This is a genomic window from Bacillus sp. Hm123 (genome assembly GCF_051842975.2).
Taxonomy (GTDB): Bacteria; Bacillota; Bacilli; order Bacillales; family Domibacillaceae; genus Bacillus_CE.
Genome location: NZ_CM200277.1, coordinates 819,849 through 845,572, shown reverse-complemented (window position 1 = coordinate 845,572; position 25,724 = coordinate 819,849). Strand labels below are relative to the sequence as shown.

The following is a 25,724-nucleotide window of genomic DNA, read 5'->3' as shown; positions in this document are numbered from 1 at the left end:
AAGAAGGTGTCCCTTTTTGTCGTCTTTTTATGGAAGATTATGCATAATCAACACGCCTGGTGTCCTTATTTAATCATATTAACGGGTTAATTAAAGGCTAATTTTTCCATTTTTATATGAAACGGTATCCAACGAACCTACTTCTCAAGCCATTTATTTAAAGATTGTTGCAACTGTGGTTTTTGATATACAAAAAAAGGCTTGGATTTGAATTTTGTTTCGCAACTTTCGATTATACTAGGGATAATAATATCTTTACTTCGTTTAGAGCAAATAGACTCACAAATTTTGTTAGTGATAATCTGCCTTTCTTTTATTGGAATTATTTCTGTCCATAGCCAATAAAGAATACTTGAGACTAAATCTATCAAAAATTCTATATTAAAATCTTCGTTTTTTAAATAATCAAGGAGTAGCTGCATTTCATAATCCATAACATAATTTTTCTCTTTTAAATGATTTGCAAAAACTTCTTCTGTAATTGGTATTAAGGTATAATTAGCCATTAATAATTTTCCAATCAACCAAGTTCGTTCTTGTTGAGTGTACATATTTTTAAATTTTAGTAAATTTATTATATCTAGTGTGGAAATACAGTTAATATTATGCTCATTTTTGGCTATATCTCGTATAGTTACACTATCAATTAATAGATGTAGTGATTGATTTTTACATATTTCAAAAATACTTTCTATAAATGAAATTTCTTCAGGTTTTGAAACTTGATTCTTAATAGTATTACCAACTAATATACAATTTTCTTTAATCCAGTTAAGTAAAAATTCTTGATTTTTTACTGTTTCCCTTACTTGTTCCGGGCTGTATTCAGTTACTTGTATTTTTTCATTTTCATATGACATTATCTTAATACCATTGTGTATAGAAACCTTGTTATTATAATACTCTTGTAAAGCCGCATCAAATTGTTCTTGTTGAATGTATAACTTAAATTCTGATTTAAGCATTTCAAGTAATTTTAAATCAGATAACATTAGTAATGTAGTAAAGTCACATAAAATCTCCTTTGTAGATAAAGCCATTTTTAAACCTGACACCACTTCCTCAATAGAACCATTTATAATCCTTATTGGCAATTCTTTATTATTTATTACAAATGCCCATGTTTCAAAGGGACCTTTATTCAAGACTTTTACTAAGAAGTTTATAGGGAGTTTATGCTTAATAAATAAAGGAATTAGCTCTTCAAAAGATTCTTTTGGGAGTTTTAAATTAGAAATTAACTCAGGAGATATATCACCATTCTCTGGTATTGTAATTTTTTTTAAGATAGGCTCTTCATCAGGGAATGTAGTTTCAAAATTTTCCATAACGTTTTGATATTCTTTTATCCAGCTCTCTTCAGGTTCATCGATAAATTGACTTAAAGTTGAAAAATGATAAAAGTAAAATCCCCATATTTGCGCATAACTTTTACCTGCCATAAAAGCCTTATATGCATATGACATTGACTTTCTATACTCCATGGCTTCTTTATATGCAAAACTTATTAGCTGATAATCCTCAATGTTTCCATGTTTATTTACTTCAATTTCCGCAGCAGATAACACTTCCAGACTAGTTTTAATATTACCAAGTTGATAAAAACAATTTGCGTATCTTAATTGGTATCGTAATTCTCTAGTCTGTTGATATAGTGACAAATAATTTTCCTTTGCCTTTTCATACCACCCGTGATTGAAATAAATTGTTGTAATTATCTCGAAAATAGCAGTAGATTTAAAAGGCAACCTTTCTTCTAAATCAATAATGGTTCTATACTCATTAAGATGATAGAGAGCTTGTATATATCGGTTAACTAAAGATTCATGTTGTATCCAATTAGGAATCGTAACAATAATTTCTTTTAATTTTTTATAATCATCTTTAGTTTGCTTATTAAAATAAGCAACACTTAGGATGATTTTTGCTGACGCCACATCTTTGTTGTTGAATTTATCCAAATTAGGCTCTAAGAGATATATCGTATTATCCCAATCTTGTTTTTTATAGGCATAGTATCCATTTAAAATATTTTTGATTGAAATATTGGACTCCTTGATAGAAAGTGAATCAATTAGATCTATAATTTCGGAATGCTTTAATTGGGCATACAATCCATCGATGTACTTAGCATAATAAGAGAAGATATTCTCAATAGGATTTTGAAAATAATTTTCTTTTAGAAGTTGGACGGCCTTCTCAGGGGTGCCTGTATTTATATATGAATCAGCCAAAATTAACATTTCATCAAGATCTATTCCTTGTTTAGTTTTTTTCTCTTCTAGCAAATTCACGGATTTTTCCCATTCATTAGAACCGATAATATTTAGAAGTAGATTGTTAAATGTGGTGCTACTAAAATTTTTATTTTTTTGAAACAATTCTTCATATAAAATTTTAGCCTCTGAAAATCTATTTGTTCTAAAATAAAGACAAGCTTTCAGTTCTTTAACCCTATCCAATATATAAGACTTTTCGGTAGTATGATTTTCTATACTTTCAAGAAGTGGTAGCACTTCTTGAAATGTGAGTTCTGGATATATAATTTTATTTCTAGATAAATCTGTCTCTACTTTTAACACTATTGCTTCGGCTTTTATTAACAACCAAGTGATATTAAGTTGGTCGTTTTTTAATTTTTCATTTGTGAGATTAATAACTTTTTCAAATTCCTCTAAAACAATCCATATATTAGCTTTTATTTCTTCGTAATCTTGTTCTGGCTGTTTTTCAATAATATCAATGGCTTCTTTAAATCTACTTTGGCTTGTTAAAATATTTAATAAGACATTTATATTTTCAGGTGTCTCTCCAACCATTTTTATAGCTTCTTTGACGTGAACTTCAGCTTTATTAAACCGTTCTTCAAGTATGTTTATAAGAGCCAAAAGTCTTTCTTTTCTAGCTTCGTCTTTGCAATGTGTGATGGCTGTATAGAGATGTGGAATGGCATTTTCAAATTCCTTATTTCCGATATAAGTATTTGCTATTACTATATGAAGCTCTAAGGTTTCGTCGGGTTTTATGTTCGGTTTATCTAATCTTTCGATAGCTTTTTCACGAGCGCTCTTAAGGAGACCTTTTTTCATTAAATCATTTAAATCTTTAAATTCAGTAGGGGTAATTACCTCTCTTAAGTAACGATTATTTTCTTCAGCTAAATCAATAGCTAAAATTTGCTTATCGATCATCGAGTTAAAGCCTTCTTCAATTGTCTCTTCTAATGTTCCAGTTTTGTATAGTAGTTCTAAAAATTCCGGCTCCCAATTTTTTATTTTATAGTCATTTAATGAAGACGCTATTAATTCGAAAAAAGGCCTTATTAGGTCTTGATATTCTTGATAGGATTCAAAATAAGGGTCAAGATTTAACTTATCCAAATTAATATTTGATGGAGTCCCTTCTAGAATCCAACGAAATACCTCACTTCTATTAATGGAGTCCTCTAATAAAGCTATTGCTAATTCATCAGGTAAATTTAATACTGTTTTTGCGTCATCGAACGCTGCCTTAAACATTAGTGTGATTTTTTGAGTGTAATTATCTTTTACCCATTTATCTTTAATATCACGAACGAATTTTTTGTTTTTAAATTTTGGTAGCAGATAGGAAGAAAATTTAGGCCCTAAAGTTTTTAAAAAAATAATCCAAGATGAACCAATCATAATATACCTCCCCTTTCATTTGGACTCTTATATAATTATAATAATTTATTTATTGTACACAAAAGAGTAATCTTACATCCATACTAGCACCACGCCGAACCTTTAATGAAATAAATTGTTGTGTTTAGTATTAGACTTATTTCAAGGTAATGGAAATGCACATAAATCTAGGTATGTGCACTTTATATTTTCGTACAAATTAATTTGATATCGGATCCAGCGTGTTGATTAACCAAATTTAGACAGACTTCTCCTACTCTAATCAAAATAGTGATACAGAAATAAGACCATCCGATCCCACCACTGTAAGGGTAATGCGCCTGTCAAAAGCATGCGCTGAAAAGCCACTGACGACAGGTTCGATTTGGAAATGGAGGATTTTGTCTGTTTATATAACCAATGAAGCAGAACATAGGCAATTAAGGCGGCGAAAAGCTGGTTGAATACCGCATTTTCGGTCGTACCAAATAAAACAGGCACATGTAAATTTTGCTTTATCCATCAAAAAAAGGTTTAAATGATCCAGCGAGCTTTATACATGTCCGCAATCTCCTCTGCCGACACATGACGTAAGTTAGTCACGACACGAACTTCTCGTCCTTCGTTATCTTTAAAAAACACCACTCGATGACGTTTTTCCGAACGAGATTGAAGGGAACCAAGTAAACAAGTGATATCGTGCGTCACGTTTGAATGCTTTTGTGGCAGACATTGTAAGGATTTCTTACGAGATAATTCCACATTTTCTTTCATCCGAATCACGAAATCTTGCCCTTCTTCAAGAAAGCGATCGATCCGTTCAATTTTAAAATAGGCAGGGTCTTCTACTAAGATAAACCGAGGGTCCGCCAGATGTTCGCCGATAGGCCCATCGTGTGTCAGGCCAGTGGATTCAACGACTTTCAAAGGCATTTGTGTCTCCAATGAAAAACTCACATGAAGCTTGATGCCTGAGCGTTCGCCATGATAAACGGCCCAAGGAAGTCGAGTTTTCCCTACGGTGATCGTGGTGAAATCCACAAGAAGCAGGTGTTTAGGCATGTTCAACGTTCGACGAGTCGCTCGGTTACATTTGCGAACAATTAAATCAAATACGTTCTTCATTAATTCGTAATCAAGCTGACTCATCTTTTTTGAAAGAGTGGAATAGTTGACATCAACAAGGCCCGCCGATGAACCAACATCCGCACAGTAGCGCAAACTTTTCCACTCACAAGCAGCCGCCATCACAAGGTATTGAATTAACGTTTTCACATCCAGTTTTCGTGCGGTATCTTCATAACCAACTAGTTCAATCAATAGTTTTAGCTATTCATCGGAAATAAACTTTTGAATCAAATTTGGGAACATGGTATTCTGTTTCATAGGGACGCCTCTTCTCGTTAATGTTTGGTGGTACTTACATTTTACAAGAAAGTGTCCCTTTTTGTCGTCTTTTTATGGGGAATTATGCATAATCAACACGCCTGATCTTGGATAGAAAATAATCCACAGAATACTCACTACTAAAAAAGTAATGAATAACCCAAGAAAAGGCATACTTCCGACTTTTGAAAATACAAAGGATGCAATGATAAAGAGAATAGGAGTTAAAAACCTTTGCATATTCAATACTCTTTTGACCGCTTTTGAATTTTTAACGTGAAACATATTGAAGTTTAAATAATCCTCTTCTGTTAAATTGTAATTTATCTCCATTACCAATCTCCTTTATTAATAGAGTTTCTGCTTAAAAAGCTTCATCACACCAAAAGCAGCACCTAATGCTAATAATGAGATCATTAATGGTGACATCAAATGTGCGCTACCAAACTCGGCTTCAGCTGGCAAAGATGCAGCGTTTCCCGTTACAAAGTCTGGTGTATAAAACGCAGTTAATACTAGACCCGAAACTATTTGAAGTGCGCCATAAGCTAAAATGAAGCTACCTGTAAACAGTAAATATTTCTTCATGTCAACTCTCTCCCTTTTGCAATTTTTTCATTACCATTAGTTTACCACATACTATGACTTATTAGGTAAAAAAAGTAATTTGTTATACCTCCAGTCTTTAGGAGCACTATGAACCATAATTGCAAAATCAATTGTGGGAAAGCTATTTAAAACAAAGCCTCATCATTTCAATCTCACGCTATAAAATCGCATAGCTTCAAGGCTCCCTTCTGACTCAAACACTCCTGCTTTTATTAGTTTTTTTAGTCGATATTCTAAAAAGGAATCACCTACATGTTGTTCTAGGTGCCCTAACACATCACCGATCAGTCTTGTTGCTTTCATAAAGCCTTTTAATTGCGGTTTTCTATGTAAATACTTTGCTCTTTGAATAATAAATTGGTCATAGTAGTCTTCAGGTGCACTTTCAATTCTTCCGTTCTTCCATATTCTTAATGCTTCACGATTTTCAGCAAGAGTCAGCCATTCTCGTTCAAGCTTCTTCCGTTCAACTTGTGATAAAGACGGCTTCATTTGACTTTGCTCATAAATCACTTGGAGTTTCTCCGGAGGTATTTCACCTGTATGCATTACTACATATTCTATATTCAGTTCGTTAAAGTGTTCCGCATAAGTCGTTGTCGAGTTAATCACGTTCATTTCATTCGTTTTATTCTTTAATAAATGCAGAACAAATCGCAGTCCTGTTTGCTCATGAGAACTTTCAGATACCCATATCGTAATTGGCACATTTTCTGGGATAGACAATATTTGATCCATCGTCTTTTGATAGCGCTGTTTATATTCATGAAAATCTTCAGCCATAAGATTTTTCATCCAATCCATTCTTGCTTCTTCCCCCACTTCTTCATGCAATCGAAAAATAGGACCGATAGAAAATATATCCCAAAACGAAATAACTCTTTCCACTTTATTGACGCCCAGCGTTTTTAAAGCTACTTTTAAACTTCCGGCAGGAGAATCACCGAAAAGAATGTGCACCCTTTGAAACTGTTCTTCTTTTTTCATTTCGGATCGCTCTTTTGATAAACGTAAAATCATCTCATATACCTTTTCCACATCATATACAAACGCCTTCTCTGAATAATCCGTTTCTTGCATAAGATTCAAACGTAATAAAACGTGAAATAGTAAAGATTTCGCTTCTTCATTAGGCAATTCTGCAATGATCTTTTTTAATTCTTCTACTTCCATGTTGTATCCCTCCGAAACATTTCTGATTAGCTTTCATCTAAAGGAAAAGTGCATTTTTCTTACTCGATGTGGTCTCAGAAAACGAATAAAGATGGATTTCCCCATTCACAAAAGATTTAACTTGAAGGTAACTTTATGATTACTTTTACGGTGAATTTTGATTCAATAAAAAGAGCAGGGAGATTTCCTGCTCTTTTTCCCTTAACTTTTACAAAGTAATCAACATCAGTCGGCCCTTTTATCAAAACACTCTTCGCAAATCAAAGTCCCTTCATTTTGTAAATATGCTTTAATTTCTGTCATCCCTTTTCTTTCTGGGTAACGCATTTTTACAAACACAACATCATTTCCTTTTATTTCTTTTTCGCATACCGAACAATTAGGTATTGTTTTAAACATAGTGGGCCCTCCTCAAAAACTAAAAACTTTTATTTAATTACCCTTTTAAAACCAGCTTCGCAACCGCCTCAACATGCGCCGTCATCGGAAACATATCGACAGATTGAATATATTCCACATCATACATCCCGCTCAATTGGTTAATATCCTTCGCCAATGTCGATGGATTACACGAAACATAGATAAAACGTTTCGGTTTGATTTTTTTCAATGTGTCTAAAAATTTCTGATCACAACCCGTACGTGGTGGATCGACAATGACCACATCTGGCTTCCATCCTTGCTTGAGCCATTTCGGCAGCCATTCTTCTGCTGTACCGACTTCATATACGGCGTTCGTATTGTATGTTTTCGCATTTTTTCTCGCATCATTAATTGATTCAGCGATAACGTCCATGCCGCGGATTTCTGCCGCCTCTTTGCCGACCCACAGCCCGATCGTACCAGAGCCGCAATAGGCATCAACGATTTTTTCCGTTCCTGTTAACGCTGCTGCTTGCTTCACTTCATTGTAGAGCTTTGTTGTCTGTACAGGATTCAATTGAAAAAAAGCTCTCGCTGATAGTTCGTATGTGTAGTCTTCTAGCTGTTCTTCGATCGTTTCTTGACCAGCTAATGTGACGGTTTGGTCGCCAAAAATTAACGACGTTTTCTTCGGGTTAATGTTGTGCATAATCGATGTCACTTCTGGCAAACGTTTTTGAATTTCATCAACGATTAAGGCTTTTTTCGGCAGTTCGTTCGTAGCAGTAATGAGTACGACTTGGATTTGCCCCGTTGCAATTCCTACTCGCGTGACGATCGTTTTCACAGCGCCTTGTTTTTTCTTTTCGTCATAAATGGAGACGTTGACATCTTGTAAAATGTTTTTCACCGTTGTTAATACATGATTGATGGCTGGCTGTTGGACGTTACAATCAGGAATATCAATTAATTTATGAGAGTTTAAGCTGTATAAGCCGGCGACGACTTTCCCGTCTTTTTTCCCTACTTGAAATTGGCTTTTGTTGCGGTAATTCCACGGATTGTCCATGCCGATTGTTTCGCGAATATTAAGCGATTCAATATTAAGCTTTGTGTGCCGTTCCAGTGATTGGATTAAAATATCACGCTTCTCTTTTAACTGTTGGTCATAGGATAAATGCTGTAGCTGGCAGCCTCCACATTGCTCGTACACAGGGCATGGAGGCGTTGTTCGATGCGGAGACGCTTTACGAATTTTTTTGATTCTACCTTCCGCAAATTTCGGGTGAACCTTTGTTGCTTCAACGACGACCTCTTCCCCTGATAAAGCTCCTGGGACAAAGACGACTTGGCGTTTAAAATAACCAACGCCTTCCCCATTAATGCCGATCCGTTTAATCGTTAACGGAAACGTTTGTTTTAATTTGATTTTCATTTGATTTTGTTGCTTCATTATCATTAAGCCTCATTTCACAGGTTTGCTGTTATTAGTATAACAAAAAATAGTACCGTATAAGAAAGAGGGGATAAGTTTGAGGAAAAAACAATTGACTCCCACAATTGTGCGGGAGTCCGGCGTTTACGATTTTTTTCGAGACTTCATATAATGATCTAAGCTTTCAAAGCGATAGCCCTTCTTTTTCAAATCTTTGATCGCTTTCGGCAGTGCTTCGGCATTGTCTTTTGAGACAGAGTGCAGTAAAAGCACCGCTCCTGGGTGGACTTGCGCCATAATGTTGTCATAGGCATATTGCCAGCCTCGTTGGTTGTTTGTCTCCCAATCCTTAAAAGCGAGCGACCACATGACATGGGTGTAGCCCTCGTCTTTCGCCAGCTTTAATGTTCGCTCACTTAATACTCCACGCGGTGGCCGCAAATAAGGCATGCTTTTTTGTTTTGTTAATCGAGCAGTCTCCTCCTTTACTAGCCGCAATTCTTCTCTTAATTTCTCATCGTTAACTTGCGTTAGATCAGGGTGAGTCCAGGAATGGTTGCCGATAATATGCCCTTCTTTATGCATTCTTTTCACTAAATCCGACGCGCTTTTCAAATAATGACCTGTGACAAAGAAAGCGGCGGGTACTTTTTCTTTTTTCAGCGTATCCAGAATGTTTTTCGTATAGCCATTTTCATACCCATTATCAAACGTTAAATAGATGACTTTTTCATTCGAGCTCGCTTTGTAAAATCCACCGTATCTTTCGAGGAGCTCATCGTATTCTTTGCCTGCTTGTGCTGGCTGCTCATCTTTTCCTTTTTGAAAGCCCCAATGAATCGCTTGATTCGACATCGAAAAAGCAGTAGAAGCGAAGATCATTAGGAACAGTGACACCAACACGCTATATTTCAACCATTTCATACGCATCTTCCTTTGCTCTTTTCCTTTAGTTTCAATCGAAAGCAGGAAAATATCCGTTCATTATGGAGAAAGATTTGGTAAGGTCGAAGAAAATTAACTATCATCAAAGAAATCGAGTAGAGGGAAAATAAAGTAATTTATTTTCGCCCCTCTCACAACACCGTACGTACGGATCGCGTATACGGCGTTTCAATTTATATTACAGTGTGTACTTTTAGATAGTGTTCTAAAGCAGAGGGTATTCCCCTCTGCTTTAGTCTTTTGTTGGAGATTGCTCTTTGAACAACTTTCGATAATCCTATATATCGGTAGCCTTTTCGACAGAAGGCTAATCCTTTCGCTTCTTCCTCCGGAATCCCTAGTTGAATTAGCGATTTGATTTGTTTCCTAGGTACCTTCCATTGCTTCCAGATGATCACTCTAATTCTTGAGCGTAGCTTCATATCTATTCGTTTCGTCGCTTTTTTCATGTTTGCGATTTTGAAGTAATTTACCCATCCGAATATAACTTGTTTTAGTTTCAATATTCGGTAGTCTAACGGGACACTCCAGTTTCGCTTGGTCAGTTGTCGAAGCTTTCTTTGAAATTTCTGTACTGAAATTGGGTGTGGTTTCACTTGATATCTCTTATTTTTAGAATCGTAATAATATCCAAACCCTAAGAATTTCAACTCTTTTGGGCGGGAGATTTTACTCTTTTCTACATTGACTATCAACCCTAATTTTTCTTCTATAAATCTTGCGATTGATTTCATCACTCGGTTCGCTGCTTTCTCGCTCTTCACAAAGATAAGTGCGTCATCAGCGTATCTCACGAATTGGAGTCCTCTACTTTCTAGTTCCTTATCCAGTTCGTTCAACATAATATTACTCAACAGAGGGCTGAGGTTGCCTCCTTGCGGAGTGCCGACTGGTGTTTCTTCATATTTCCCATTCACCATAACCCCACTGACTAAGTACTTTCTTATTAGAGAAATGACATCTCCATCATCTATTGTGTTGGCTATAATTCGCATGAGTTTATCGTGGTGGACTGTATCGAAGAATCTTTCAAGGTCAATGTCCACAACCCAATCGTATCCATCGTTCAGAACTTCCAAGCTTTTTGTAATTGCCATCTCACAACTTCTTTTTGGTCTAAAACCATAACTGAATTCACTGAACTGCTTTTCAAATATCGGACTGAGTACTTGATGAATGGCTTGTTGAACTACTCTATCCACTACTGTTGGTATTCCCAATTTGCGCATCTTTCCATTTTCTTTTGGGATCTCCACTCTTAAGGCAGCTTGTGGTTGGTATTTTCTCGTTCTGATGCGCTGGCGTAGTTCATCTTTGTTCTCTTTCAGATATTGTTTTAGTTCATCGACTGTTACTCCATCGACCCCACTTGCACCTTTATTTTTATAAACACGCAAGTAAGCTTCATTCATGTTTTGATTACTTAACATCTGTTCTAAAAGTTTCACACTCGTTTCTCCTTTCCTCTCACGTAGTAAGTAATATCTCCATTTTGGTTATCCTTTGAGATACGCTCATTCTTTCCCCATTAACACATTCGGAGTTCGTTATTTACGCATTCGTGGCGTTGAAACACTATAAATTGTTCAGCCCTTCATGAGTTTACTCATTACTATGGCTTCTGCTGACTTCTTGCGACTAACCGTTTTCGACTGTACTACTGTACATTCGCAAGACCTCCCAGGGTAAGACAACTATCTTTCCTCTTTTACTCGCCTGATTTACTCAATAAAGTTACGCACATCTTTTGGACTTTGACTTGTTCTGGAGCCCCATCCCTTTATAGAGCCTTAGTATCAGATTTCTGTTCGTCGAGTCAAGATTTTATTCCACGCTTCTTCCAGCCCTTACCTCACGATAAATACCTTGCGCTTCCTTAGTGGTTGGTCGATGTGTACCCCCACAGTGGACTTTCACCACCTAGATAGTTGCCATGCCTGGCACACAGCTAAAAAGCAGCCGAATTAACTTCGACTGCTCCCTCATTATTTCAAGCTTATTTAAATACTGGCTCTTTAAATTGAGCTAGTTTTTCTAGTGATGATTTGTCTACAGCTTCGTGAAGGCTGTTGCCATGCGAGTCCATTGTGACTACTGCTGTGAAGCCTTCTACTTGTAGGTGCCACATTGCTTCTGGAATACCGAATTCCATTAAGTCGACACCTTCTACTGATTTAATACAGTCAGCGTAGTATTGAGCTGCTCCACCGATGGCATTTAAGTAAACGCCGCCGTGTTCTTTTAGAGCTGCTAATGTTTTTGGTCCCATACCGCCTTTACCGATTACCGCACGGATACCAAATTTCTTCATGATATCTCCTTGATAAGGTTCCTCACGAATAGATGTTGTTGGGCCTGCTGCTTTTACATGCCATTGGCCTTCTTCGTCTTTTAGCATAACTGGACCGCAATGGTAGATGACTTGTCCATTTAAATCTACTGGTGCATCGTGGTCTGTTAAGTATTTATGAATCGCGTCACGACCTGTGTACATCATGCCGTTAATACGAACGACATCGCCCACTTTTAACTCACGAATTTGCTCTTCTGTAATTGGGGCTTGTAAAGTCACTGTGCGGCTTTCAGACTTTGTTTCTTCCGCTTGTTGGTCGAATGTGATTTTTTCGCCATCTTGGTATAACCATTCTTGAATCTCGCCTGTTTCAGGATTGATTTGTACACCTAAGCGACGGAATGCCCAGCAGTTGTAGGCAACAGAGACGAAGAAGCTAGCTGGTAAACGGTGCATGACCCCAACTTTACAGCCTAGCAATGTCGTTTCACCGCCGAAGCCCATTGTTCCGATACCAAGCTCGTTCGCATGCTTCATTACATACTCTTCTAGTTTGCTAAGGTCTTCGTTTGGATTTACATCTTCTACATTGCGGAAAAGCTGCTCTTTCGCTAATTCATAGCCAGTTGTACGGTCGCCACCGATTCCAACGCCGATGAAACCTGCGCTACAACCTTGGCCTTGTGCTTGATAAACAGAATGCATAATACATTTACGGATTCCATCAAGATCACGACCTGCTTTACCTAGACCTTCTAATTCACAAGGTAAGCTGTACTGAATGTTTTTATTTTCACAGCCACCGCCCTTTAAAATTAGGCGTGCATCGATATAATCTTTTTCCCATTGTTCAAACTTAATAACTGGTGTCCCTGCACCGAGGTTATTCCCACTGTTTTCCCCTGTTAATGAATCAACGGAGTTTGGACGCAGTTTGCCGTCTTTCGTTGCGCGAATCAACGCCTCATGAATCGCTTCTTTAATAACAAGCTGATTCACTCCCACGGGCGTTTTCACTTTAAACGTCGGCATACCTGTATCTTGGCAAATTGGAGAAATATTTTCATCCGCCATTTGGATATTGTTTGTAATTGTGTCCAAGCTCATTGCTGCACGAGTGCCAGCGTTTTCACGAAGCTTCGCAGCCTTTACCGCACGACGAACGTCCTTCGGTAAATTAGTGGATGTTTCTACAATTAACTGATACATGCTTTCTTGAAATTGTTCAAGATTCATTATAATTCCCCTTCCCTCTTACCTTTATGTATAAGACCCCATACCCTTATTATAGCGCTGAACATATTCGTTTAAAAGAGAATAAATTGAAAACGCAAAAAGTGCCAGAATTGCTTCTGGCACCCGTATTATCTAGTTTTAAATTGTTCGCACTTCACTTCGATATCATCGATCATTTGCAGAAGACGATCAATATCTTCTAACTCCGTTTCAGCAGGATCAATGGAATCCAGCACTTCTAAAAATATATTTAGTCGCTCCTTTAAATAGCCGACTTGCGATTCTTTATCATTAATTGGTTTCATGAGCAATGGCCCCTTTCTTTTTTACACAGTTAAATGGTAGCCGATTGCGAAGTCAATTTCAACGGTTTTCACATATTAGCGAACGGATTGATAGCTAAATGACAGATGGTTTTTAATCGGAATCCAAGCAGTCACCCTTTTAGAAGTAATGTTTTTGACGACGACTGCTCGATTCCATCCTGACATGACTAAATACACTTCCCCGAAAGTCGCTGTCCCTTTTTCGTGGATTGCTGGGGCAAAAGAATGTAAGTAACCAGCCGTTTTCGGTGCGACGTTATAAATGTCATTTTGTTTCGTTCCATTTCCAATAACCGTTGAGTAAGCAAGCGGCAGCTTTGTTTTTTTGCTAGCTGATTTTATCACCATCTCTTGCACTTCATCTGCTCGTGGTACTTTTGCCGATAACCCTCCCTTTACGGTTTTATATGTTTCTTGTACATAGTGCATTTGATAATTGTTTTTTCCACCGCGGTTATCATAGAAATTCGTGTTGATTTTTTGATATTGCCAATTTGGAGTGGTTTCCTCTGAATGGTAGGAAAGCGGCCACTCTCCAAGATAAATTTCCGCTCTCACACCGAAAGCAAACGGAGATTTATTCATATCCGTTTCATTGAGCATGCGAATAAATTTAGAGTTCGTAATCTTCGTCTTAGATGTGCTAAGTAATTCTTTCGTTAACTCTGTCGGCTGTAGTTCCGATATGTCTTGTTCTTCATTTAAAAACGTATTCTCCTTCGCGATATCTTTGACCGAAGGAGGAATTTGAAAAGCTTGTTTCGCCGCAGCGGAATGGGCCCCACTAAACAGAAATACGATTACTATAGATAAAAGCAAACGGATGAATTTCATGATATCACTTCCTCCAAGCCTTCTTTTTCTATAGTTTGTACCCGCAAATCTTCTTTATCCGTTGAAATAAGCGGCTCCATTCGGTGATTTTTTGGCAAAAACTAAAGATGACTGGCGCTTTTTTAGTATTATGGAAACTTCTTCGATGTTGTTAGCCTTTTCTTCGATTTTTCTGATCGTTTCTTTGACCTTGCCAGCCCTTTCTTCGACTTTCATCAATCAATAAAAGCAGCTATCCATTCATCTATAGTAAGTAAAATCCAATGCCCATAATAACGTATGCGGCTAATAACGTTAAGCCTTCAAACCAGTTTGTTTCGCCATCGTTTGAGATGACGATCGCTACCAAAACGGCTGTGACCATCGAAACTAGCTCCGGAACTGTGAACACTAACGGCATCGGATTCACAAATAATAATGATAGTAACACGAGCAACGGGGCTACGAACATGGCGATTTGCAGCGTGGAGCCGATAGCAATTTCAACAGCGATATCCATTTTATTTTTCATCGCCATTAAGATCGCTGACGCGTGTTCGGCGGCGTTACCAACGATGGCGACAATAATGACCCCGATAAATAATTCAGACCACCCAAAGCTGTCACCGACTGCCGCAAATGTATGTACAAGCCCTTCTGATACGTAGGCAACGGCCAGCGTAGCCGCAAACAAAATGCCGAGCGCCTTTCTTTTTGACCATTCCGGCTCCTCATGATGAACCTCTGCATTTTCATCTTGTGAAACATAGACCCCTCGATGAGTGACTAACTTAAAGAACAAAGCAGCTAAATACAGCATAATTAATATAATTGAAACCCCGATACTTAAGGAAAGCGTCTTTGTTTCATTCATATTCATCGTAAAGATCTCTGGAATAACAAAAGCCACAATGACAGCAAACATTAATAATCCTGAATTATGACGAGCATCATGCACATTAAATGTTTGACGTTTATATTTTAACCCACCTAAAAAGAAAGAAAGTCCTGCGACTAACAGCAAGTTTCCTAAAACAGAACCTGTTAAGGAAGCAAGCACCACTTCCACTAGCCCCTCTTTCAAAGCAAAAATCGAAATGATCAGCTCGACCGCATTTCCGAAGGTAGCATTTAATAGCCCACCAATTCGCGGACCAGCGACGATCGCTAAACTTTCTGTCGCTCTGCCCATATAGCTAGATAAAGCAATAATCGTCACACAGTAAATCACAAACATCAAAATACTGGACCAATGCAGTAAAGAGCCTGCGACAGATAGCGGCATTCCAACTAAAACTATGATTCCAAATATTTTACCCATTCGTGTACCTCTCTTCCCTTATAAGTTAGTGACTCTACTCTTTCGTTAAAGCCTATTTTCCCCTCCTTCCGCCATTGTATTCTTTTCCATTTCAGCTGATAGAAAAACAATTATTTATCCCGCATTAACGGGCAGTAAGACTCCTACCTCAAAATTCAACGAAAGCAAAGAAGTTAGGTGGAGGGTCAACTGCCCGTAAAAGCCCGATTGGTTCAACTAATAATCAGTGGGGGATGGAGAACCCCCCACTGATTAAAGTTTCACTTTACCCTTTTCTTTTCCACCGCCCTATGTTAACATATGCTTAATTATAATAATTTTAATTTAAAAATAAGTCGTCTATATTTTTAAAAAAGCTTGTATAAAAGGTATTGATAACGATTTTCACTATCTTTTACAGTTAAGAACATGATTATTATTCTCATTTAAAATTAAATTTTATCAATTAAGGAGGATTTCCCTATGGATGCCCAAGTAAAAGTTTCATCTTCTCATTCAAAGGAACAAGCGATTTGGCTTCAGAAAATACTTCCACATACGGAGTTAATCGCCGCTCTCTTTAGCGGCATACTTATTTTAATCGGGTGGCTATTAGATCATAACGGATTGCACAACGCAGCAATTGTCAGCTATTTATCAGCCTTTGTAATTGGCGGATTTGCCAAAGCAAAGGAAGGGATCGAGGCAACGATTGAAGACAAAGAATTAAACGTTGAAATGTTAATGATTTTTGCGGCAGTCGGCTCGGCCATTATCGGCTATTGGACAGAAGGTGCGATTCTTATTTTTATCTTTGCTGTTAGTGGCGCACTCGAAACGTATACGATGAACAAAAGCCAGAAAGAGATTTCAGCGTTAATGGAGATTCAGCCAGAAGAAGCGTTGCGAGTCGTCGATGGGGTAGAAGAACGCGTCCACACATCCGAATTAGCGATTAGTGATACCATTCTTGTGAAGCCTGGTGAACGAATTCCAGCCGATGGTATGATCACAAAAGGACGGTCTTCGATTGATGAATCGGCGATTACTGGAGAGTCGATCCCTGTATCAAAAGAAATCGATGGAGAAGTATTTGCTGGAACTGTCAATATTACAGGCTCCCTTTACATCGAGGTAACGAAAAAATCAACGGAAAGCTTATTCCAAAAAATCATTCAACTCGTACAATCGGCTCAAAGTGAAAAATCACCTTCTCAGCAATTTATCGAGAAGTTTGAAGGCACGTATGTCAAAGTCGTATTAGCTGTCGTCGGAATGATGATGTTCCTTCCTCATTTTGCCCTCGGTTGGAGCTGGAATGAAACGTTTTATCGGGCGATGGTGTTGCTCGTCGTTGCCTCTCCGTGCGCCCTTGTCGCTTCCATTATGCCAGCGACGTTATCGGCCATTTCCAACGGAGCCCGTCACGGTATTCTTTTTAAAGGTGGCGTACACTTAGAAAACTTAAATCATTTGAAGGCGATCGCTTTCGATAAAACAGGTACATTAACGAGAGGAAAATCAGAAGTTACAGATGTGATTGTTCGCGACGACCTTGATGAAACAGAGTTGTTAAAAGTTGCCGCTTCAATCGAAAGTCAGTCGAACCATCCGCTTGCGCAAGCTGTCGTCCGTTACGCTCGAAAACAACAATTAACTTTTTCTGCCCCAGAGCATTTAGAGGATGTCGCTGGCTGGGGAGTCAAAGGGCAAGTGAACGGTAAAGAGTGGAAGATCGGGAAAGCAGATTTTGTTGGACGTGAAGAAGCTTTTACCTTTGCTTCTGGTCAAGCGAAAGATCTAGCCGCTACTGGAAAAACAACCGTATTTGTGGCCGATGAGCATGGTGTAGCTGCCGTCATTGCGTTAAAAGACTTAATTAGAGAAGAAACAAAGCTCGCTTTAGATTTGCTTCGACAAGAAGGTATTTATACGATTATGCTCACAGGTGACAACGAAAAAACAGCGAAAGCGATTGCGGAAGAAGCCCACTTAGATAGCTTTATCGCCGAATGTTTGCCCGAACATAAAGTAGAACATTTGAAAACACTCATCGAAGAACACGGAACAGTCGCAATGGTCGGAGACGGAATCAATGACGCACCAGCTCTTGCGACAGCCAATATCGGTATCGCGATGGGTGAAGGCTCTGATGTTGCCCTAGAAACAGCAGATATCGTGTTAATGAAAAACGACTTACCTAAAATTGCCGAAGCGATTCGTCTCTCGAAAAAAATGAAACGAATCGTCAAGCAAAATATTGTCTTTTCTATTTCGGTGATCATGCTGCTCATTATCTCAAACTTCTTCCAAGTACTCGATTTGCCACTCGGCGTGATCGGCCACGAAGGAAGCACGATTCTTGTTATTTTAAATGGCTTACGACTATTGAAATCAAGCTAAAAAAGCAACGGCTGCATCGCCGTTGCTTTTTTAAACTTCGTCATTTTTATAAGCATTCATTTCACCGCCGAGTAAAATAATGAATGCTGTTAAATAGAACCAAATCATCATAATAATAATCCCTCCGATACTTCCATATGTAGCAGAGAAATTACCAAAGTTATTCACATAAAAAGAAAAACCGAATGAGGCAGCAATCCAACCAATCGTAGCAAATCCAGCCCCCAAAATAACCGACCGCCACTTTACTTTTACACTCGGAGCAAAATAATACAGACCCATAAACACAGTAAATATTAATATCGGGGAAATCGACCACCTCAACCAATCCCACAAAACAATGAGTTCTTCAGATGCATTGAAATAGCTATAAGCGAGCAAACCTAGCTGCCGACCAAATACTTGCAGTACTAAAGCAGCGGCGACAGTTAAAATCAAGCCGAATGTTAATAAAATCGAGATCCCTCGATTCATATAAAAAGGACGAGTCTCCTCCACACTATATGCCTGATTTAACCCTTTAATAATCGCATTCATCCCATTAGAAGCAGACCAAACCGTCGCAATAATCCCAAATGACAAAAGACTGCTATTGCGAGTATTGACCACTTCTTCGACTGTTGCTTGAATCGTATTTATTGTCTCTGCTGGTGCAAAATCTTTAATTAGTGCAAACAAATCATCCGTTGTAAATGGCAAATACGCTAACAACGTCACTGTAAAAATCATCAACGGAAAAATAGACAACAGAAAAAAGTAGGCCATTTGCGCAGCGGTACCAGCGATATCTGATTCTTGAAATCGCCTAATTAAATGCATGATAAATTTTTTCTGTTTTTCTATCGTGACCTCCAAACCGCCACCTCCGTTTATTTTGAAGTAGCTGAACCAGATTGTTCTTCTTCAGAAAGAAACGTCGTTTTCGTCTCTTCCACTAATTCTTTGATTTGAGGCGTTAACTCTGTCAAACTGCTTACTTTATCGCGAATAAATCCAATATCTTCATTGACCTGCTCATATGTTTCTTTTGCCATATTGATGATTTCCTTAGAAGAATCCAGCAGCTGTTCCCGATTTTTCACTAATTCACATGCTTGTTTCCCCCATGCATTCACCTCTTCTCTCGTTTTTCGATCCGTCAAGCTAATCGCTCCTCCTATGACAGCACCGATGACTACTCCAGCCACAAATTTAACTTTTCCCATGATATTCATCCCTTCCTTGAAATATATGTACTTTCTTTATTTTCATTATAACTGCTGATCTTGTTTAATGAATTGTAATAAAGCTTGATTTCCCTTACCAATTAGCTCGTAAACCTCTTCAAAATCCCCCGTAAAATAAGGGTCTGGCACATCTTTATTTTTTACTTCTTTCACTAAATCAAGCAGTTGAATCACTTGAGTATTCCCTTTCGAAGCTAGTTTTCTATGAATATTTTTGACATTTTCACTATCCATAGCGACAATATAATGGAAATCCTCTCCGTCTTCAATTTTTAGTTGCCTAGCCTTTAATCCTTCACTCCCCACCTTATACTTTTTCAAAATCGATAATGTACCTTCATGCGGAGGCTTTCCGATATGCCAATGGCCTGTTCCAGCAGAGTCCACTTCAATGATATTATCTAATTTTTCCCTTTTCACTAAATCACGAAACATCGCTTCAGCCATAGGAGATCGGCAAATATTTCCGAGACAAACAAATAACACCCGAATCATTTTTCCACCTTCTTATATGAGAATAATATACCCCTTCTCCATTTTGCCATAAATCCCCTTCATTTCAACGAATAAAATCTATTTTTGTCGGAATATAAACAGAACTTCTCCTTATTTCTATTTGTGGTTTTCAACAAATATTATCTATTTTCTCATTTTTATTTACACAATAGCTAGTTTTTTCAGAATATTCTTATATAATATTAAAAAAGGGGGGAGAAATTATGAATCAGGAAAAACTTCTTGAAGTGCTAAATAGTATTAGCGGAATGATTTGGGGACCACCACTTCTAATCTTATTAGTAGGTACAGGTATTTATTTAACGATTCGTCTCGGATTTTTACAATTGAAGCTGCTTCCCTACTCATTAAAGCTCGCCTTCAGTAAAAGTCAAGATCAGCAATCGCAAGGGGATATTTCCCATTTCCAAGCACTAATGACGGCACTCGCTGCCACGGTTGGTACAGGAAACATTGTCGGTGTCGCCACCGCCGTGTTAATCGGGGGACCTGGAGCGATTTTTTGGATGTGGATGAGTGCCTTTTTTGGTATGGCTACTAAATATGCAGAAGCTGTTTTAGCGGTTAAATATCGCGTGCAAGATGAAGACGGCGAAATGTCCGGTGGACCAATGTATTATTTAGAACGAGGATTAAAACAAAAATGGCTTGGCGTCCTATTTGCTACATTCGGTGCGATTGCTGCCTTTGGAATCGGTAACCTTGTGCAAGCAAACTCCGTCGCAGGCGTTGTTAATTCAACGTTTAACATTCCCGCGTGGGTAACGGGGATAGCTCTCACTATTTTCACGGCGTTAGTTCTGTTAGGTGGGATTAAAAGCATCGGAAAAGTGACGGCATTTTTTGTACCGATTATGGCTGTCTTTTATCTGTTGGCAGGTCTGATCATTTTATTGATGAACATTAGTGACATTCCAGCAGCCTTCGCTCTTATTTTCTCTGACGCTTTCACTGGAAATGCAGTAGCTGGCGGTGCAATTGGTGCCGTCATTCGTTACGGGGTAGCACGCGGTGTGTTCTCCAATGAAGCAGGTCTCGGTTCTGCACCAATTGCTGCCGCAGCGGCAAAAACTGACATGCCAGCCCGTCAAGCCCTTGTCTCTATGACACAAGTATTTATCGATACCATTGTGATTTGTTCTATTACAGGATTGACAATTGTTCTTGCAGGCCAATACAATACCGGTCTTGAAGGCAGTGAGCTAACAACCGCTTCCTTTGAAATGTTCCTTGGTTCCGCCGGTTCCTACGTTGTTGCCATTGGTCTATTATTCTTTGCTTCCTCTACAATCATTGGTTGGTCCTATTACGGCGAAAAATGCTTCTCTTACCTATTCAGTAAAAAAGTTGTGAAATACTACCGCCTCGCTTTCGTTACAGCTGTCTTTATAGGAGCTATCGCCAAACTAGATGTCGTTTGGACCTTCGCTGACATCATGAACGGCTTAATGGCCTTCCCTAACCTAGTCGGACTCGTCGGCCTATCCGGCGTCGTCATCCACGAAACAAAAAATGTCCTAACCGCCATCAAAGAAGAAAAAACAAAAAAAATGAGCGCTTAAATCGAAAAGCGGAAAGCGCCGTTTAGCGACGTATGAACTGGAGCGAGCCGTACGAGATAAAGGAAACACGATGAACGCTAGTGAATCGATGTTGACTTATCGCAAGGAGGAACGTGGAAGTTCACTAGTCGCTAGCGCCTGGAGCTGGACATCAAGAAAAGCGAAAGGCGCTGTCCAGCGGCGTATGAACTGCAATATTCCGCACGAGATAAAGGAAACACGATGAACGACAGTGAATCGATGTTGACTTATCGCAAGGAGGAACGTGGAAGTTCACTAGTCGCTGGCGCTTGGAGCTAGACAAATCGAAAAGTGGAAGGCGCTGTCCAGCGGCGTATGAACTGGAACGATCATGAAAGTCGAAGAAATCTCTCTAAATGTCAAAGAAAATGTTCATCAAGTCAAAGAACGATTTAAAAGATTGAAGAAATCCTTGTTTAGTCGAAGAACTTGCTCGGAACGTTAAAGAATTAGCAACCAACATCGGAGAAAACATTCAGAAAGTCAAAGAAAGTCCGCTATCAACTATGTAGAGCTTCTTGTTCATGCGAGATTAAACATCGCATTGACAAGAAGCTCAAATAATGAAATGATATGAAAAAATGATTCGAGAGGATGAAGAGAATAGTGGATCTTTCTGTAAAGTCGCCTGAGAATATTGAATTTATGATTGAGCAAATTACAACTAAGTTGCGTATGGTAAATGTGGGGGCGATTAAGCCCGATCATTTTGGTGAAGCCTCTTATGAAGATTTGCGAGATCTTTATGAAATGGTGCAGCGAAAAAATCATTTCAGTCCGAGTGAAATGCAGGCTATTGCAGAAGAACTTGGTAACTTAAGAAAATAGTCTATTTCGAACAAATATGACTATTATATAGTTTACAAGCATCTTTTTGGGTCTAACTCTTTAGTTAGACCCTTTTTGTTGATCAAAGCAACTCAAAACTACACACATTTTTTCCCAATAACTGAAGACTTTCCACTTAATTTATGTTAAAGTAATATATGTAACTTTTTTGTAATTGTTTTGCAAACTTTGAAATGGGGGTTTTTTCAAATGAAGAAAAAGTTTTTTGCTTTCGGACTGGCTACGGCACTGATTTTCTCTTCGGGCACTAGCGTATTAGGGGCAACTCCAACAACTAAGGCACCAGCACAACAGATCACAAAGGAACAACAAACTAAAAACATCATCGCTTATGCAAAAAAACTAAAAGGCACACCTTATAAGCAAGGCGGTACAACAACTAAAGGCTTTGATGCATCTGGTTATGTTCAGCATGTATTTGCTAAAAACAAAGTGAAGCTAGCTCGCAGTTCAGCTGCTATGCAAAAACAAGGAACAAATGTCGCACTAAGGAAACTTAAACAAGGCGATCTAGTATTCTACAATACAACTGGTAAACCTAGCAAAAAAGCTAGTTTTGTAGGCATTTATATTGGAAAAAATCAATTTATGGGCGTCTCTACTAAACACGGCGTTACTATCATTGATATGAACAATAAGTATTGGAAATCTAAGTACTTAGGTGCGAAACGCATCATTAAATAGGCACAAAAAAACTGAACCCTATGCTCGGGTTCAGTTTTTTGCTGGAGGTGTATTATTTTCTTGTCCTCCCTGCGGCAAAATCAAGATTTCTACTCGACGATTTTTCGCACGCCCTTCAGCTGTTTCATTAGATGCAATCGGTTGGTATTCACCATACCCTTTTGCACTGAAAAGACGCGGATCGAGTTTTTTATTCTCTAATATGACTTTCATAAAGTTAACAGCGCGCATTGCACTTAATTCCCAGTTGGATTCAAATCGATCATTTTTGATCGGGATATTATCTGAGTGCCCACTAATAATGATATTACGAGGAATATCCATTTCAAGCAGTCGAGAAATTTCTAGAGCAGCTTGACGATTCCCCTCCCCCACTTCAGCAACTCCAGAATTAAATAAGACGTTATCGCGAATCCGTAAAAGAAGTCCTTCACCGTTTAAAGTGGTCTGTACCTTACCTTGTAAATTATTTTCCTCAATGTAGTCAGACATTTTTTGCTGCATCTCAGATAGTTCTTTTTGATCTTTCGCGCCTAATCCACTGATCTGTTCATTCTTTGACTGACTTTCGCTATCATCTGCTGTCTCTGGCGGCTTTGTATTTGGGTACTCCATCACTCCGCTTCCACCTTTAAAGACATCATTGAAAGCTTGAGAAACCTGTTGGAACTTCTGCGCATCGACAGAACTCATCGCAAATAAAACGATAAAGAGAGCGACGAGTAACGTCAATAAATCAGAATAAGGTAGCAACCATGACTCATCTATATGATCGCTTTCTTGTTTCTTTCTCCTCTTTTTAGCCATTTGCTTCAACGCCTTCTTCTAAGAATTTTTTCTTTTCATCCGTTGGCAAATAAGAAGCTAACTTCTGCTCTAATACACGTGGAGCTTCTCCTTCTAAAATCGATAGTACGCCTTCAATCATCATTTCTTTTACTTTGACTTCTTGTTTCGATTTTCGTTTCAACTTATTAGCAAATGGATGCCATAATACATACCCTGTAAAAATCCCCATTAACGTTGCCACGAATGCGGCTGAAATGGCATGACCTAACGCATCTGTATCACTCATGTCGGATAATGCTGCAATCAGCCCAATAACTGCTCCGAGTACGCCAAGTGTTGGAGCATATGTACCAGCTTGAGTAAAGATCCCTGCCCCTACTTGGTGGCGATCTTCCATTGCTGACAACTCTTCATTTAACACATCACGAATATAATCAGCTGTTTGACCATCAATTGCCAAACTTAGTCCATTTTTCAAAAATGGTTCTTCAATTTCGTTCGTTTTTGACTCAAGTGCTAACAAACCTTCTTTACGTGCTAGCTCAGACCAGCCTGTAAACAGGGTGATGACTTCTTGGGGGGTCATCATTTTTTGTTCTTTAAATAAAATACCAAATAACTTTGGCACTTTATTTAATTCATTTCCAGGAAAGGCGATGACGACAGAAGCAATCGTTCCTAAAATAATAATTAACAATGCCGCCGGATTCAAAAGAACCACCGGGCTCACACCTTTAAACACCATCCCCACACCAATGGCAATAGCCGCCAATACAATTCCAACAATTGAACTCTTATCCATATGCACTCACCCTGTAATTTTTTATTTATAGTTCTTTTATCGGATACAAATTAAAAATTTACATAGGTGTTCACATAAAATCTAAAACTTTCGTTTCATTTACACTAAACAAACAGTGAAAAGGAATATCCGAATGGATATTCCTTTTCTGAAATAGATTATGCTTGCAAAGCGACTGCTGGTCCAAAGAATTCGTATCGAATCTGCTCATCACTTATGCCATTCTCTTTTAATTGACGAATCATTGCTTCCATAAACGCTACCGGTCCACATACATAACAAATGCTGTCTTGTTGCACCACTTCTTTTAAAAACTCTTTGTTAATGTAGCCATCTGTATGCTCGTATTTCACATACGCTTGTCCATTTTCAAGCTGTTCAATTAGGTGCTTTGCGTCTTCTTTAAAAGGATGTACTTCTTCATTGCGAGAAGCATGAATGAAAGTAACTGGTCGAGCGCTTTTTTCAGCTGCTAATGTTTCAAGCATGCTCATCATTGGTGTAATCCCTACTCCTCCGCTAATTAGAGCAACAGGCTTGTTACTGTCCATCTCTAAATAGAAATCGCCAGCTGGTGCACTTACTTCAACAGTATCACCAACGTTCACATGATCATGTAAATGATTAGACACCTTACCTTCTGGTTTTTGCTCCATTTCTTTTTTAACAGAAATGCGATAATAATCATGAGTAGGTGCAGCAGATAAGCTGTATTGACGATTTAAGATATATTCTTCTCCAGATATTTTAACTTGGATCGTGATGTATTGACCTGGTAAATACGCTGGTAGTTTCACGCCATCTTTTGGTTTTAAGTAGAAAGATGTAATAACAGAACTTTCTTCTTTTTTCTCAACCACTTCAAATGGTTTAAAGTCCATCCAGCCCCCTGGCTGTTCGCTTGCTTCTTTATACATTTCTGCTTCTACATCGATGAACACTTGCGCAATGACACCGTATGCTTCTGCCCATGCATTAATAATGTCATCTGTCGCTGCTTCACCAAGCACTTCTTTAATCGCTTTTAATAAATATTCTCCAACGATTGGATAGTGCTCTGGCTTCACCGCTAAACTGCGATGTTTATGACCGATTTGCTTCACCACTGGAACAAGAACTTCTAGCTGATCAATATATTTCGCTGCTGCATACACTGTATTGGCTAAAGCTGTTTGCTGACGCCCTTTTTCTTGATTGGCATGGTTAAAAATATTTAACAATTCCGGATGATCGGCAAACATTGTTTTATAAAAGTAAGTAGTGATTTCTTTTCCCTTTACTTCAAGTACTGGAGCTGTAGCTTTCACAATTTCAATTGTTTTTTCAGATAACATAACGTGCCTCCATTA

24 protein-coding genes and 1 pseudogene are annotated in these 25,724 nt (G+C 38.3%); 5 read left to right on the top strand and 20 right to left on the bottom strand.

Annotation, left to right across the window (positions count from 1 at the left end; all coding sequences use genetic code 11):
• Positions 1–137: 137 nt before the first annotated feature.
• The 14 genes and pseudogenes from ACSVDJ_RS04355 to cax all read right to left on the bottom strand — a co-directional run bounded on the left by ACSVDJ_RS04355 (position 138) and on the right by cax (position 15,544).
• Positions 138–3,665, bottom strand: coding sequence for a tetratricopeptide repeat protein (locus tag ACSVDJ_RS04355; protein WP_439170249.1), 3,528 nt, complete (start codon positions 3,663–3,665; stop codon positions 138–140).
• Between the two features lie 258 nt (positions 3,666–3,923).
• Positions 3,924–5,030 (bottom strand): annotated as a pseudogene (locus ACSVDJ_RS04350) (IS4 family transposase).
• Between the two features lie 72 nt (positions 5,031–5,102).
• On the bottom strand, positions 5,103–5,363 hold the full coding sequence (locus ACSVDJ_RS04345) for a hypothetical protein (RefSeq protein ID WP_439170248.1): 261 nt from the start codon (positions 5,361–5,363) through the stop codon (positions 5,103–5,105).
• Between the two features lie 15 nt (positions 5,364–5,378).
• The gene (locus ACSVDJ_RS04340) at positions 5,379–5,618 is read right to left on the bottom strand and encodes a hypothetical protein (RefSeq protein ID WP_439170247.1); all 240 of its coding nucleotides are present in this window, start codon (positions 5,616–5,618) and stop codon (positions 5,379–5,381) included.
• Positions 5,619–5,780: 162 nt separating this feature from the next.
• A complete protein-coding gene (locus ACSVDJ_RS04335) occupies positions 5,781–6,812 on the bottom strand; it encodes a DUF1835 domain-containing protein (RefSeq protein WP_439170246.1) in 1,032 nt (343 codons plus the stop codon).
• Positions 6,813–7,037: 225 nt separating this feature from the next.
• Positions 7,038–7,211, bottom strand: a complete 174-nt coding sequence (locus ACSVDJ_RS04330) for a Fe3+ hydroxamate ABC transporter substrate-binding protein (RefSeq protein WP_439170245.1) — start codon at positions 7,209–7,211, stop codon at positions 7,038–7,040.
• 37 nt (positions 7,212–7,248) lie between these two features.
• Positions 7,249–8,628, bottom strand: a complete 1,380-nt coding sequence (gene rlmD / locus ACSVDJ_RS04325) for a 23S rRNA (uracil(1939)-C(5))-methyltransferase RlmD (RefSeq protein ID WP_439170244.1) — start codon at positions 8,626–8,628, stop codon at positions 7,249–7,251.
• Between the two features lie 126 nt (positions 8,629–8,754).
• A complete protein-coding gene (pdaA, locus tag ACSVDJ_RS04320) occupies positions 8,755–9,534 on the bottom strand; it encodes a delta-lactam-biosynthetic de-N-acetylase (RefSeq protein ID WP_439170243.1) in 780 nt (259 codons plus the stop codon).
• 194 nt (positions 9,535–9,728) lie between these two features.
• Positions 9,729–11,003, bottom strand: coding sequence for a group II intron reverse transcriptase/maturase (gene ltrA, locus ACSVDJ_RS04315; RefSeq protein ID WP_439170242.1), 1,275 nt, complete (start codon positions 11,001–11,003; stop codon positions 9,729–9,731).
• A 548-nt stretch (positions 11,004–11,551) separates the two neighbouring features.
• Complete coding sequence (locus ACSVDJ_RS04310) at positions 11,552–13,084, bottom strand: fumarate hydratase (RefSeq protein WP_439170241.1); 1,533 nt, start codon at positions 13,082–13,084, stop codon at positions 11,552–11,554.
• A 128-nt stretch (positions 13,085–13,212) separates the two neighbouring features.
• Positions 13,213–13,389 carry an SE1561 family protein gene (locus ACSVDJ_RS04305; protein WP_439170240.1) on the bottom strand — a complete coding sequence of 59 codons (177 nt, stop codon included), beginning with the start codon at positions 13,387–13,389 and terminating at the stop codon, positions 13,213–13,215.
• Between the two features lie 75 nt (positions 13,390–13,464).
• Positions 13,465–14,244, bottom strand: a complete 780-nt coding sequence (locus ACSVDJ_RS04300; protein WP_439170239.1) for a YfkD family protein — start codon at positions 14,242–14,244, stop codon at positions 13,465–13,467.
• Between the two features lie 54 nt (positions 14,245–14,298).
• Positions 14,299–14,460, bottom strand: coding sequence for a hypothetical protein (locus ACSVDJ_RS04295; protein ID WP_439170238.1), 162 nt, complete (start codon positions 14,458–14,460; stop codon positions 14,299–14,301).
• A gap of 28 nt (positions 14,461–14,488) precedes the next feature.
• A complete protein-coding gene (cax, locus tag ACSVDJ_RS04290; protein ID WP_439170237.1) occupies positions 14,489–15,544 on the bottom strand; it encodes a calcium/proton exchanger in 1,056 nt (351 codons plus the stop codon).
• Positions 15,545–16,006: 462 nt separating this feature from the next.
• On the opposite strand from cax, the gene ACSVDJ_RS04285 reads away from it, so the two are divergent.
• On the top strand, positions 16,007–17,926 hold the full coding sequence (locus ACSVDJ_RS04285; protein ID WP_439170236.1) for a heavy metal translocating P-type ATPase: 1,920 nt from the start codon (positions 16,007–16,009) through the stop codon (positions 17,924–17,926).
• Positions 17,927–17,956: 30 nt separating this feature from the next.
• Here ACSVDJ_RS04285 and ACSVDJ_RS04280 read toward each other — a convergent pair whose 3' ends face one another.
• The 3 genes from ACSVDJ_RS04280 to ACSVDJ_RS04270 are packed head-to-tail and all read right to left on the bottom strand — an operon-like array spanning position 17,957 to position 19,647.
• Positions 17,957–18,781: a YihY/virulence factor BrkB family protein gene (locus ACSVDJ_RS04280; protein ID WP_439170235.1), complete on the bottom strand. Its 825-nt coding sequence runs from the start codon at positions 18,779–18,781 to the stop codon at positions 17,957–17,959.
• 14 nt (positions 18,782–18,795) lie between these two features.
• Positions 18,796–19,131 (bottom strand): hypothetical protein, encoded by a 336-nt coding sequence (locus tag ACSVDJ_RS04275; RefSeq protein WP_439170234.1) that lies wholly within the window; start codon positions 19,129–19,131, stop codon positions 18,796–18,798.
• Positions 19,132–19,176: 45 nt separating this feature from the next.
• Positions 19,177–19,647: a low molecular weight protein-tyrosine-phosphatase gene (locus tag ACSVDJ_RS04270; RefSeq protein WP_439170233.1), complete on the bottom strand. Its 471-nt coding sequence runs from the start codon at positions 19,645–19,647 to the stop codon at positions 19,177–19,179.
• A 224-nt stretch (positions 19,648–19,871) separates the two neighbouring features.
• Between ACSVDJ_RS04270 and ACSVDJ_RS04265 the strand changes: the two genes are divergently transcribed.
• From ACSVDJ_RS04265 to ACSVDJ_RS04250, 4 genes are all read left to right on the top strand, one after another.
• Entirely contained in the window at positions 19,872–21,230 is a 1,359-nt protein-coding gene (locus ACSVDJ_RS04265; protein WP_439170232.1) for an alanine/glycine:cation symporter family protein, read from the top strand.
• Positions 21,231–21,300: 70 nt separating this feature from the next.
• A complete protein-coding gene (locus ACSVDJ_RS04260) occupies positions 21,301–21,456 on the top strand; it encodes a hypothetical protein (protein WP_439170231.1) in 156 nt (51 codons plus the stop codon).
• Between the two features lie 401 nt (positions 21,457–21,857).
• Positions 21,858–22,079: a DUF1128 domain-containing protein gene (locus ACSVDJ_RS04255; RefSeq protein WP_439170230.1), complete on the top strand. Its 222-nt coding sequence runs from the start codon at positions 21,858–21,860 to the stop codon at positions 22,077–22,079.
• Between the two features lie 210 nt (positions 22,080–22,289).
• On the top strand, positions 22,290–22,784 hold the full coding sequence (locus ACSVDJ_RS04250) for a C40 family peptidase (RefSeq protein ID WP_439170229.1): 495 nt from the start codon (positions 22,290–22,292) through the stop codon (positions 22,782–22,784).
• Positions 22,785–22,814: 30 nt separating this feature from the next.
• Here ACSVDJ_RS04250 and motB read toward each other — a convergent pair whose 3' ends face one another.
• From motB to hmpA, 3 genes are all read right to left on the bottom strand, one after another.
• Positions 22,815–23,591, bottom strand: a complete 777-nt coding sequence (motB, locus tag ACSVDJ_RS04245; RefSeq protein ID WP_439170228.1) for a flagellar motor protein MotB — start codon at positions 23,589–23,591, stop codon at positions 22,815–22,817.
• The gene (gene motA / locus ACSVDJ_RS04240) at positions 23,584–24,375 is read right to left on the bottom strand and encodes a flagellar motor stator protein MotA (protein WP_439170227.1); all 792 of its coding nucleotides are present in this window, start codon (positions 24,373–24,375) and stop codon (positions 23,584–23,586) included. The genes motB and motA overlap by 8 nt, the downstream gene beginning before the upstream one ends.
• Positions 24,376–24,533: 158 nt before the next feature.
• Positions 24,534–25,709, bottom strand: coding sequence for an NO-inducible flavohemoprotein (hmpA, locus tag ACSVDJ_RS04235; protein WP_439170226.1), 1,176 nt, complete (start codon positions 25,707–25,709; stop codon positions 24,534–24,536).
• Between the last annotated feature and the right edge of the window lie 15 nt (positions 25,710–25,724).

Excerpts from the sequence above, each read along its gene's own strand:
- ACSVDJ_RS04310 (WP_439170241.1), bottom strand. The coding sequence starts at position 13,084 with ATGAATCTTGAACAATTTCAAGAAAGCATGTATCAGTTAATTGTAGAA.
- ACSVDJ_RS04305 (WP_439170240.1), bottom strand. The coding sequence starts at position 13,389 with ATGAAACCAATTAATGATAAAGAATCGCAAGTCGGCTATTTAAAGGAG.
- ACSVDJ_RS04300 (WP_439170239.1), bottom strand. The coding sequence starts at position 14,244 with ATGAAATTCATCCGTTTGCTTTTATCTATAGTAATCGTATTTCTGTTT.
- ACSVDJ_RS04335 (WP_439170246.1), bottom strand. The coding sequence starts at position 6,812 with ATGGAAGTAGAAGAATTAAAAAAGATCATTGCAGAATTGCCTAATGAA.
- ACSVDJ_RS04295 (WP_439170238.1), bottom strand. The coding sequence starts at position 14,460 with ATGAAAGTCGAAGAAAGGGCTGGCAAGGTCAAAGAAACGATCAGAAAA.
- rlmD (WP_439170244.1), bottom strand. The coding sequence starts at position 8,628 with ATGAAGCAACAAAATCAAATGAAAATCAAATTAAAACAAACGTTTCCG.
- ACSVDJ_RS04340 (WP_439170247.1), bottom strand. The coding sequence starts at position 5,618 with ATGAAGAAATATTTACTGTTTACAGGTAGCTTCATTTTAGCTTATGGC.
- hmpA (WP_439170226.1), bottom strand. The coding sequence starts at position 25,709 with ATGTTATCTGAAAAAACAATTGAAATTGTGAAAGCTACAGCTCCAGTA.
- ACSVDJ_RS04265 (WP_439170232.1), top strand. The coding sequence starts at position 19,872 with ATGAATCAGGAAAAACTTCTTGAAGTGCTAAATAGTATTAGCGGAATG.
- cax (WP_439170237.1), bottom strand. The coding sequence starts at position 15,544 with ATGGGTAAAATATTTGGAATCATAGTTTTAGTTGGAATGCCGCTATCT.
- pdaA (WP_439170243.1), bottom strand. The coding sequence starts at position 9,534 with ATGAAATGGTTGAAATATAGCGTGTTGGTGTCACTGTTCCTAATGATC.
- ACSVDJ_RS04275 (WP_439170234.1), bottom strand. The coding sequence starts at position 19,131 with ATGGGAAAAGTTAAATTTGTGGCTGGAGTAGTCATCGGTGCTGTCATA.
- ACSVDJ_RS04345 (WP_439170248.1), bottom strand. The coding sequence starts at position 5,363 with ATGGAGATAAATTACAATTTAACAGAAGAGGATTATTTAAACTTCAAT.
- motB (WP_439170228.1), bottom strand. The coding sequence starts at position 23,591 with ATGGCTAAAAAGAGGAGAAAGAAACAAGAAAGCGATCATATAGATGAG.
- ACSVDJ_RS04355 (WP_439170249.1), bottom strand. The coding sequence starts at position 3,665 with ATGATTGGTTCATCTTGGATTATTTTTTTAAAAACTTTAGGGCCTAAA.
- ACSVDJ_RS04260 (WP_439170231.1), top strand. The coding sequence starts at position 21,301 with ATGAACGCTAGTGAATCGATGTTGACTTATCGCAAGGAGGAACGTGGA.
- ACSVDJ_RS04330 (WP_439170245.1), bottom strand. The coding sequence starts at position 7,211 with ATGTTTAAAACAATACCTAATTGTTCGGTATGCGAAAAAGAAATAAAA.
- ACSVDJ_RS04250 (WP_439170229.1), top strand. The coding sequence starts at position 22,290 with ATGAAGAAAAAGTTTTTTGCTTTCGGACTGGCTACGGCACTGATTTTC.
- ACSVDJ_RS04285 (WP_439170236.1), top strand. The coding sequence starts at position 16,007 with ATGGATGCCCAAGTAAAAGTTTCATCTTCTCATTCAAAGGAACAAGCG.
- ACSVDJ_RS04270 (WP_439170233.1), bottom strand. The coding sequence starts at position 19,647 with ATGATTCGGGTGTTATTTGTTTGTCTCGGAAATATTTGCCGATCTCCT.
- motA (WP_439170227.1), bottom strand. The coding sequence starts at position 24,375 with ATGGATAAGAGTTCAATTGTTGGAATTGTATTGGCGGCTATTGCCATT.